General features: G+C 32.5%; 10 protein-coding genes. 4 read left to right on the top strand and 6 right to left on the bottom strand.

What is annotated here, in order from left to right:
* Nucleotides 1-173: 173 nt before the first annotated feature.
* A complete protein-coding gene (locus P8H68_RS09960; RefSeq protein WP_300324315.1) occupies nucleotides 174-569 on the top strand; it encodes a DoxX family protein in 396 nt (131 codons plus the stop codon).
* Nucleotides 570-923: 354 nt separating this feature from the next.
* Here P8H68_RS09960 and P8H68_RS09955 read toward each other — a convergent pair whose 3' ends face one another.
* From P8H68_RS09955 to ybeY, 5 genes are all read right to left on the bottom strand, one after another.
* Complete coding sequence (locus tag P8H68_RS09955) at nucleotides 924-1,304, bottom strand: hypothetical protein (protein WP_300324312.1); 381 nt, start codon at nucleotides 1,302-1,304, stop codon at nucleotides 924-926.
* A 204-nt stretch (nucleotides 1,305-1,508) separates the two neighbouring features.
* Complete coding sequence (locus P8H68_RS09950) at nucleotides 1,509-2,438, bottom strand: class I SAM-dependent methyltransferase (protein WP_300324309.1); 930 nt, start codon at nucleotides 2,436-2,438, stop codon at nucleotides 1,509-1,511.
* Nucleotides 2,439-2,542: 104 nt separating this feature from the next.
* Nucleotides 2,543-3,181: an HAD family hydrolase gene (locus tag P8H68_RS09945; protein ID WP_300324306.1), complete on the bottom strand. Its 639-nt coding sequence runs from the start codon at nucleotides 3,179-3,181 to the stop codon at nucleotides 2,543-2,545.
* Nucleotides 3,182-3,390: 209 nt separating this feature from the next.
* On the bottom strand, nucleotides 3,391-5,268 hold the full coding sequence (gene mnmG / locus P8H68_RS09940; protein WP_300324303.1) for a tRNA uridine-5-carboxymethylaminomethyl(34) synthesis enzyme MnmG: 1,878 nt from the start codon (nucleotides 5,266-5,268) through the stop codon (nucleotides 3,391-3,393).
* Between the two features lie 49 nt (nucleotides 5,269-5,317).
* On the bottom strand, nucleotides 5,318-5,728 hold the full coding sequence (gene ybeY, locus P8H68_RS09935) for an rRNA maturation RNase YbeY (protein ID WP_300324300.1): 411 nt from the start codon (nucleotides 5,726-5,728) through the stop codon (nucleotides 5,318-5,320).
* A 134-nt stretch (nucleotides 5,729-5,862) separates the two neighbouring features.
* Here ybeY and gltX point away from each other — a divergent pair, with 134 nt between their 5' ends.
* The gene (gene gltX / locus P8H68_RS09930; protein ID WP_300324297.1) at nucleotides 5,863-7,389 is read left to right on the top strand and encodes a glutamate--tRNA ligase; all 1,527 of its coding nucleotides are present in this window, start codon (nucleotides 5,863-5,865) and stop codon (nucleotides 7,387-7,389) included.
* A gap of 85 nt (nucleotides 7,390-7,474) precedes the next feature.
* Here the strand turns inward: gltX and P8H68_RS09925 are convergent, their stop codons facing one another.
* A complete protein-coding gene (locus P8H68_RS09925; protein ID WP_300324293.1) occupies nucleotides 7,475-7,861 on the bottom strand; it encodes a 6-phosphogluconate dehydrogenase in 387 nt (128 codons plus the stop codon).
* 133 nt (nucleotides 7,862-7,994) lie between these two features.
* Here P8H68_RS09925 and P8H68_RS09920 point away from each other — a divergent pair, with 133 nt between their 5' ends.
* Nucleotides 7,995-8,924 carry an SPFH domain-containing protein gene (locus P8H68_RS09920; RefSeq protein WP_300324290.1) on the top strand — a complete coding sequence of 310 codons (930 nt, stop codon included), beginning with the start codon at nucleotides 7,995-7,997 and terminating at the stop codon, nucleotides 8,922-8,924.
* A gap of 160 nt (nucleotides 8,925-9,084) precedes the next feature.
* A partial coding sequence (locus P8H68_RS09915) for a hypothetical protein (protein ID WP_300324287.1) occupies nucleotides 9,085-9,837 on the top strand: 753 nt, incomplete at its 3' end.

Here is a 9,837-nt window from a genome sequence, read left to right as displayed (position 1 = left end):
CTGAAGACTGGTGAGATTTCAAAAATAAGGTTCAAAAATAAGGTCAAGAAAAAAATCAAAAAAGAAATAAAAAGAATTTTAGAAACTTCTGAGTTATGGACACCTGCTAAAGAAAACGATGTTCTTAAAGAAGAAACCATTCTTATCAAATTAGAATTTTAAAAACTAACGTCATGAATATTTTACACAATCAATTGGCGCCATTATTAGTCTTGGCTTTTTTACTAATCACTTTTGTTATTTCTGTAGTGGAAAAATTTGCTGATTGGAAAGGGACCATCACTTATATCTCCGAGACCTTTCAAAACACTTTTATCAAAAGCTTTATCAAACCTTTGATTGCAAGTTTGGTGTTTTTAGAAATCCTAACTGTTTATTTTGTTTCTATTGGTATGTATGAACTTTACTTTTACCAAGAAAAAGAAACAGCCTTGCTAGGATGTACTTTTTCTTGCTTTTCTATTTTATATATGTTGATTGGGCAACGCATTGCAAAAGATTATCCTGGTGCCACCTCTTTGACGGTTTATTTTATTTTGAGCGTTTTTGGAGTTTATTTGTTGAATTAACACCTCATAAATAAAACTTATACTATAAAATCATCACCATCAATAATATTGATAAATATTTATTTATTCTAGCCGATGTTTTAGGAGGTTTTAAAAATTTATCGACACGTTACTCATCTTAACCAATCAAAGCGCTTAAACAAGCTTAAAATCAAAAATTAGGACTTTTTCAATTGGAATTCTTGTTTTCTATTCGTTTTTAATTTTTACCCGACTTAGATCAAAGTATATTGAAGAAAAATTTCTAAAAAAATTTACTATTTGAATCAGAAATGAATTTTTTAGACACTTTTGTATAAAAAATGAAATCCTTTTCTTTCAGGGAATCTTTTAAAAAAGTTTTATTGCTACTTTTTATCTACTTGCGGCTGGTGCAAATAATAAATCGGTCGGGGTATCCACATCATATAAGTATCGAAAGGATTTTGACTCTTTGAGACAAAAGGGTTCGATCAGTTCTAGCATCTTTTTATAACCTTCTAAAGTTAGAATGCAAAAAAAGGTTTCATTGTCTTTTGACAAAATCCCTTCGTCCGATTTAAACAATCCAAAAATTAAATTACAACTATGCCTTGTTATAAAATCTACCTGGGATAGATCTAATTTTTCTTTCCTTGTAAGAATTGCATCAATTAATAAATCTCTGAATTGAATAGCCTCCGCTTTGTCAAAATTAAACAAGCGGACGATATTTTCATCCAATCCATTTACATTATCTATATAATCTAATTCCATTTATTTTCAATTAAGACCCCTCCCATTTAATTTTTAAGAGATTCGTTTTTAAAAAAGATATTTCAATCTATCTAATTCTATTTTTATACATTCAAGTTTACTGTCTCTAAGCAAAACCTTGAAATATCATCAAAAAAACAGCTTATTTTAAACACTATTTAAGGCGATATCTCATAAATCCAAACACATGACATCAAAGAAGAATCAAACTCCATTAAAACCATCTTTAAGCCAGTTTTTCTTGTTTTTAATCACATAGATTAAAGAGGAATGCTCATTTGTCTTTTTCGCTTTTATATTAGAACGCAAACCAATTAAAAACGCATTTAAAAAATTCATTTTTTTAGTTTTATTCTTTTCACTTAATAGAGCAACATAAAAAGAATCAAACTTCATGGGTAGTGTTTTTACAACTTCCATTCCCTGAAAGAAAAACAACCTTCTAATAGCCGTTTGAGAAAAATGCCATAAATGTCTAGGCACATCATAAGCCGCCCAAAATTCTTTATAATATGCAGCGTCAAAACTTTTAAAATTTGGAACCGCAACAATCAATACTCCTTCGGGTTTCAATAATTTTTTCAAATTAAAAATCGTTTCATCCAAATTAGGAACATGTTCTAAAACATGCCACATGGTAATCACATCAAACCCCAGAAAAACACCCTCTTCTTTTTTAAGGCTCTCCACAGAATCAAAAAACAATCCTTCTTTAGATTTTCCTAAAGCAATTTCTCGTGCACCAGCATTTGGTTCTACTCCCGTAACTTTCCAATTATGGTCCGCACATATTTTTAAAAAATCTCCGGTTCCAGCACCAATATCCAAAATATTTTTTTCCTCGGTTTGAAAAGATTCTATTAATTTTAATTTCTTTTTCAAAGTATAATTACGCACCATTTGGTACACAACATCCACTATTGATTTTTTCCCATCCGTATGAGAAATATATTCTTCACTTTCGTAATACTTTCCTAATTGATCGTTTTCAGGTTTTGGATTTGTCATCAATAAATCCAAACTATCATCCAACAACAAATTAAAATTTTCTCCGGATACTAAATGATCTTTACAAGAAACATAGGTTTCAAAACTATTCAATTTAGGAGGTGTATTTACGGCTCTTGCAGACATACTATTTTTATATATTATATTTCAATTTTATTCTATAATTCTTTTGGTTTGATAAACTGTTCTCGATACAATTTTCTTCGAAAATCACTCGAACTGACATGTTATTACTTTTCTAACAAATCAAATAAATCATTCATACTATAAAACAATTTTGCTCCGGTTTCTTTCAACAAAGCTTCACTTCTTTTATTCGCAAAACCAAACACATCAAAGCCACCTGCCATGGCTGCCTGAACTCCAACCGTGCTATCTTCAATTACCACGCATTCTTCCGGTTTAAAACCTAAAGTTGCGGCAGCATGAATAAACAAAGCCGGATCTGGTTTGAACTTATTTATTTGATAAGCGCTAAACATATTTTCTCCAAACAACGCATCCAATCCAACTGTTTTTAAATTCAATTGCATTTTATTTAACGGACCATTGGAAGCTACACAAAATGGAACTTCTAGTTTTTTAATAACTTCCTCTACCCCATCGATGGCTTGTAATTCATTTTGAAACTTTTCAAAACTAACGCCTCTGTATTGCTTTTCAAAATCATCAGGGAAAGGTTCTGTGCACCTCTTTTCTATATACTCAAAACAATATTCTAAAGACTTTCCTAGAAAGTTAACCATCGCAAATTCGAAATCGATATTTGCTCCTAGCTTATTTCCCATCTCTACAAAAGTCCCAATGGAGATATGTTCCGTATCTACCAAAACACCATCACAATCAAATATTACACATTTATATTTCATAATTTTATTATTAATATTTAGAACATTTTACTTGTCCCATATAAAACATTTAGACTTCGACAAGCTCATTCTCCGCACACAAAATTTCAATAGAATCATAACACCTCGAAAATCTCATCCTACGTGACATATTCATTCAACGAAACAGAATCAACTTCTAAATATGCCTCTAAAAAAGAAAAAGTTCCACGTGGAACTTTTTCTTTTTTCTATCTTCCCATATACACAAGGAGCACCGAAATATCACTTGGTGACACACCACTTATTCGACTCGCTTGTGAAATAGTTACCGGTTTAATTTTTGATAATTTTTGTCGCGCTTCCGTAGACAAAGATTTTACTTTATGATAATCAAAACTATCTGGAATAGAAACATTCTCTAAACGAGATAACTTGTCTGCATTCCTTTTTTCTTTATCTATATAACCCGCATATTTTACATGCACTTCTGTCTGTTCAATAATTTCTTCGTCTATACCATTGGCATCAATAAACTCTTGAACCTTTGGAAATTTTTTAACATCATCAAAATTTAATTGAGGACGAGCTGCCAATTTAAACATCTTCATAGATTGATTAACTGGTGCAGAATTGTTCTCTTCCAATATCGGATTCACATCCTTATGACTGACACTTGTGTCTCTTAAAAAAGCAACAAAAAGATCAGTCTTTTCCTGTTTCTCTTTTACACGATCCAGACGTTCTTTTGAAACCATTCCTAATTCAAATGCTTTTGGTGTCAACCTTAAATCAGCATTATCTTGGCGCAACAAAGTTCTATACTCAGCACGAGACGTAAACATTCTATATGGTTCTTCTGTTCCTTTTGTAATTAAATCATCAATTAAAACACCAATATAAGCTTCATGACGTTTTAAAATAAAAGGCTCTTTTTCCTGAATCTTTAACGCGGCATTTATACCTGCCATCAAACCTTGAGACGCTGCTTCTTCGTAACCCGTTGTTCCATTGATCTGTCCAGCGAAATATAAATTCTCAACCAACTTCGTTTCTAACGTATGTTTCAATTGTGTCGGTGGAAAGAAATCGTATTCTATAGCATATCCAAAACGTAAGAATTTCACATTCTCAAATCCTGCTACTTTACGCAAAGCTTTATCTTGAACATCTTCCGGTAAAGAAGTTGAAAACCCATTTACATAAATTTCATTTGTATTCCATCCTTCCGGTTCCACAAATATCTGATGCTTATCCTTTGTAGCAAATCGATCAATTTTATCTTCGATAGACGGACAATATCTTGGACCCGTACTTTGAATACGACCATTAAACATTGGCGACCTATCAAAACCTTCACGCAACAAATCATGAACTTCTTGAGAAGTATACGACATATAACAAGAACGTTGTTCTGTCAAAGTGGTTGTTGTCTTAGAATAAGAAAACTTTTCTGGTTTTTCATCTCCTGGTTGTTCAATCATTTTTGAAAAATCTAAAGAACGAGCATCAACTCTAGGAGGTGTACCAGTTTTCATTCTACCGGCTTCAAAACCTTGTTTTACCAAATCTTCCGTAATTCCAGTTGAAGCACTTTCACCTGCTCTTCCTCCACCAAATGTTTTTTCACCAATATGAATCAATCCATTTAAAAAAGTACCCGCTGTTATAATTACAGTCTTCGCTTTAATCACAAAACCTAGTCCAGTTTTTACACCAACAATTTTTTTATCTTCAATTACCAAACCGGAAATCATGTCTTGATAACAATCCAAGTTCTCAGTCTGCTCCAACATATTTCTCCACTTCTCAGCAAAACGCATTCTATCACTTTGCGCTCGTGGACTCCACATCGCAGGACCTTTTGATTTGTTCAACATCTTAAACTGAATCGCAGTTTCATCTGTTACAACTCCAGAATAACCACCAAGCGCATCGATCTCACGAACAATTTGTCCTTTAGCGATTCCACCCATTGCCGGGTTGCAACTCATTTGAGCGATATTTTGCAAACTCATTGTTACCAATAAAGTTTTTGCGCCCATATTCGCAGCTCCTGCTGCAGCTTCTGAACCAGCATGTCCTCCTCCAACAACAATTACATCATATGTTTCCGTAAATAAACTCATAATTTCACAGTTCCACGTGGAACAAAATACTTATATTACTTATATTCAATTATTTAAATAAAGATAATGCATTGTCTTCAACACTTCGCATTGTCTTTTTCTCTTCTTCTGTCTTATCCTTATACCCCATATAGTGCATCACACCATGAATCATCACTCGTTTGAGTTCTTCCTCGAAACTATGAGAAAACTTTTCTGCGTTTTCTTTTACACGTTCTAAGGATATAAAAATATCACCCCCCACTAATTTACCCATTGTATAATCAAAACTAATAATATCCGTTAAGGTATCATGTTCTAAAAACTCAACATTTAGCTTTAACAAATAGGCGTCATCACAAAAAATATAATTCAATTCACCCAACGTAAATTCATTTTCCTCAATAACTCTCTCTATCCATTCTGAATATAAAGACTCATCAACAAGTTTAAAATCCAGTTCGTAATTAAATTCTATCATCTTGAAAATTTTTGCAAAGATAACTTAAATTTTTAGTGTTGAATTTTCAATGATGTATTTTCTATAAACTAAAGCCTCAGAACTAAAAACCAAGAACAAGATTTTTGTACTTTTGCACTTTAAATTTTTTCAAAATGAACAACGTAAGAGTAAGATTTGCACCAAGTCCAACCGGACCTTTACATATAGGAGGAGTTAGAACCGCTTTGTATAATTATCTATTTGCTAAAAAACACAACGGAACATTTGTGTTAAGAATTGAAGATACAGATCAAACACGTTATGTTGCCAACGCAGAAAAATATATTGTAGATGCCATGGAATGGTGTGGAATTCCTTTTGATGAAGCTCCTGGAAAAAATGAAAAATTTGGACCTTATAGACAATCAGAAAGAAAAGAGATCTACAAACAATACGCAGATCAATTAATTGAAAGTGGACATGCATATTATGCTTTTGACACTGCTGAGGAATTAGATGCAGAAAGAAAAAAAGCAGAAGCGAACAAAGAACCATTTATTTACAATCATACAACTAGAGAAAATTTAAACAATTCTCTAACGCTATCTAAAGAAGAAGTTGCTTCAAAAATTGCTGCAGGTGAAAAATATGTAGCTCGTTTTAAGATGTATGATACGGATTTTGAAAATGACATTTTAACGGCTTCTGATTTGATACGTAAAGATGTTTCTTTCAAATTATTTTTATTAGACGATAAGGTACTTTATAAAAGTGATGGAATGCCAACCTACCATTTGGCAAATATTGTAGACGATCACTTGATGGAAATTTCACATGTGATTCGTGGTGAAGAATGGTTGCCTTCTCTCCCACTTCATATTGCCTTATACAACGCCTTAGGATGGGATGCTCCAGAATTTGCACATTTGCCATTAATTCTTAAACCTGTTGGAAAAGGAAAATTAAGCAAACGTGATGGTGATAAATTAGGATTTCCTGTTTTTCCTTTAGAATACACGAATCAAAAAGACGGAGAAGTTTCTAGGGGTTATAGAGAAGATGGCTATTTACCAGATGCCTTTATCAACATGTTAGCCATGTTGGGATGGAACCCAGGTACAGATCAAGAAATTTTTTCTTTGGAAGAATTAGCAAAGGAGTTTTCTTTAGAACGTGTAAGCAAATCTGGCGCGAAATTTAGTCCGGAAAAAACAAACTGGTTCAACCAACAATATTTACAGCAAAAAAGCACAACGGAAGTTGCCGCACTTTTTAGTTCAATTTTAACTGAAAAAGGAATTTCTTCTGACAGTACGTATGTAGAAACGGTGATTGAATTGGTAAAAGAACGCGCTGTTTTTGTAAAAGATTTATGGGACTTGAGTGATTATTTCTTTGCAAATCCAACAGAATTTGATGCGAAAGCTTCTAAAAAACAATGGAAGGAGACCACCTCTCCATTAATGCTAGAAGTGCTTGCTGTTTTAAGTTCTATAGAAGATTTCTCTTCAGAAAATATTGAAACCATTTTAAAAGAATGGATTACTTCTAAAGAAATAGGTTTTGGAAAAGTGATGCAACCCTTACGATTGAGTTTGGTAGGCGCCTTAAAAGGACCTCACCTATTTGATATTGCTGCCATGATTGGAAAAGAAGCAACAATCCAAAGAATTGAATATGCCATCGAAAAACTTGGATAATATTCCTATTCTTTATTAGCATATACACAACATAAAAAAGCACCTTTGTAAATTCAAAGGTGCTTTTATATTTTTAGTTCGCTTTTTATAAATCGTCGTGGAGACTTTTTTTATTCTGCTTTATTTCATCTACTTTTTCAACATCTATCACAAAATATTTGGTATCTCCCCACCAAGCAAAGGTACTATAGCGTTCCTTAAAACGTAATCTTACATTACTACCTTGATAATCTTGTAATAATTTTATCACTCTTTCTTCTTTATCTTCAATAGAGAATCTAAAAACTTGTCCATCAGAAACTCCCTGACTTAATTGTCCTTCCCAAGTTTTAAATACCAAGCCTTTATAACTTACTTTTACCAATTGTCCAGATCTATATCCTTCACTATAGGTTAAATAATATACCACTGTAAAATACAATACTACGGAAGCAATAAGGATTCCGATAAATCCAAAAAGAAACTTTTTCATTTTGTTTTAATTTTAATTTCAAAGTTACTAATATTTCATAAGTAGGTAAAATTTTATTTTTACAAGTTAACTCACCAATACTAACAGAGATACCTCCTTTTTTTATATCTTTAAAAGAAATTTAAAAACTACTATGGAAAATTACGGTTCATACATTTATTTAGTTCCAATTATTGTCATTGTTTTTGCAGGTATCTTTACCGTAAAGCAGCAAACAACAGTTATACTGGAACGTTTCGGAAAATTTTTAGCCATCAGACAATCTGGTTTACAATTTAAAATACCTGGTATTGATAAAATTGCTGGAAGGGTAAGTTTGAAAATTCAACAATTGGATGTAATCGTTGAAACTAAAACCAAGGATGACGTTTTTGTACAGTTGAAAATCTCTGTTCAATTCCAGATTCTTAGAGAAAAAGTATATGATGCTTTCTATAAATTACAAAATCCGCATGACCAGATTACTGCTTATATCTTTGATACCGTAAGAGCAGAAGTTCCTAAAATGAAACTAGATGACGTCTTTGAGAAAAAAGATGATATCGCACTTGCCATTCAAAGAGAACTAAAACAGGCGATGTTGAACTACGGATACGATATTGTAAAAGCTTTGGTGACAGATATCGACCCAGATTCACAAGTTAAAGAGGCCATGAATAGAATTAACGCTGCGGAGCGAGAAAAACTAGCAGCACAATTTGAAGGAGATGCACAACGTATTTTAATTGTAGAGCGCGCAAAAGCTGAAGCGGAAAGCAAGCGATTACAAGGAATGGGTATTGCGGATCAACGAAGAGAAATTGCTCGTGGGTTAGAGGAATCTGTAGATGTTTTAAACAAAGCCGGAATCAATTCTCAAGAAGCTTCCGCTTTGATAGTGATTACACAACATTATGATACTTTACAATCTATTGGCTCTGATACCAACAGTAATTTGATCTTATTACCAAACAATCCAAATGCGGCAAGCTCTATGTTAAACGACATGGTTACCAGCTTAGTAGCGGCAAATAAAATAAATGAAAGTTCCAATAAATCAAAAGACAAATTGAAAAAGGAATAATATTATACAACCAACTTAAAACCTCTTTCTTAACTGAAAGAGGTTTTTTTATGACTCATTTTTACCCATTTTAGAAAAAACCAAGAGAGAATAAAACCAATTGACAATTCTTCCTTTATTTATTATTTATCATTGTATTTGCACTCTACAATTGATAATAATGAAATACCTCTCTCCTATCCTTAATCGATTATTATTCTGTTTGATTCTATTGACTTCTTTGAAAACATTTAGTCAACCCACAAATCACTTAAACCCTGATTACTTTGGTTTTGAAATTGACGGTTGGTGGAAACCCGCTGATGAAACATTTTGGATACTAAGTACTGATAAAGCAAACTCAGGAGACACCTCTCTTTATATTAATTGCCCTGACAAACGTTTGGTGACTGCAGAACCAAAAATACATACTAGCACCGTAAAGCTAAACTTTCCTAGTGGCACAAAAACTGTAAGTTTTTATATTTGGAAAGACATCAATTGTGAAAGTACTAGCTTAAAAACAACCATAAAAGATCCTTGGAAAATTATCACTTGGGACATTGAAAATATTGAAACAAATACATGGGTTTACTTAACAAAAGAAATATCATTTGATGCTGATGTTGATGATTCTAATATGTTCTTTTCTATTCCCCTTAATTCTTTAGGAAATGGAGTTTTATTTATTGATAATTTTCAAATAGCAGCTCCAGAAACAAAAAGAACAAGTATTATTGAAACAAATACAGAAGGCCTGTTATCGTTAGACAAAGGTTTATACACAGTCACTTCAGAAGTTTTTATTGAAGAAGGAACTGATATTGCGGCTTTTTACACACAAATTTCCGAACCTTGGCTTTCTACTACTTGGGATATTTCAACTTTAACAAAAAACGAATGGATTTCCATTACCCAAGAAATTGAAATCAAA

This window comes from Flavicella sp. (genome assembly GCF_029238425.1).
In the GTDB taxonomy this organism is placed as follows: Bacteria; Bacteroidota; Bacteroidia; order Flavobacteriales; family Flavobacteriaceae; genus Flavicella.
Note: the sequence above shows the minus strand (reverse complement) of the source record. Positions and strands in the feature narration are given on the sequence as shown.

Coding starts and splice junctions, on each gene's coding strand:
- ybeY (WP_300324300.1), bottom strand. CDS start 5,728: ATGATAGAATTTAATTACGAACTGGATTTTAAACTTGTTGATGAGTCT.
- gltX (WP_300324297.1), top strand. CDS start 5,863: ATGAACAACGTAAGAGTAAGATTTGCACCAAGTCCAACCGGACCTTTA.
- P8H68_RS09955 (WP_300324312.1), bottom strand. CDS start 1,304: ATGGAATTAGATTATATAGATAATGTAAATGGATTGGATGAAAATATC.
- P8H68_RS09945 (WP_300324306.1), bottom strand. CDS start 3,181: ATGAAATATAAATGTGTAATATTTGATTGTGATGGTGTTTTGGTAGAT.
- P8H68_RS09960 (WP_300324315.1), top strand. CDS start 174: ATGAATATTTTACACAATCAATTGGCGCCATTATTAGTCTTGGCTTTT.
- P8H68_RS09950 (WP_300324309.1), bottom strand. CDS start 2,438: ATGTCTGCAAGAGCCGTAAATACACCTCCTAAATTGAATAGTTTTGAA.
- P8H68_RS09925 (WP_300324293.1), bottom strand. CDS start 7,861: ATGAAAAAGTTTCTTTTTGGATTTATCGGAATCCTTATTGCTTCCGTA.
- P8H68_RS09920 (WP_300324290.1), top strand. CDS start 7,995: ATGGAAAATTACGGTTCATACATTTATTTAGTTCCAATTATTGTCATT.
- mnmG (WP_300324303.1), bottom strand. CDS start 5,268: ATGAGTTTATTTACGGAAACATATGATGTAATTGTTGTTGGAGGAGGA.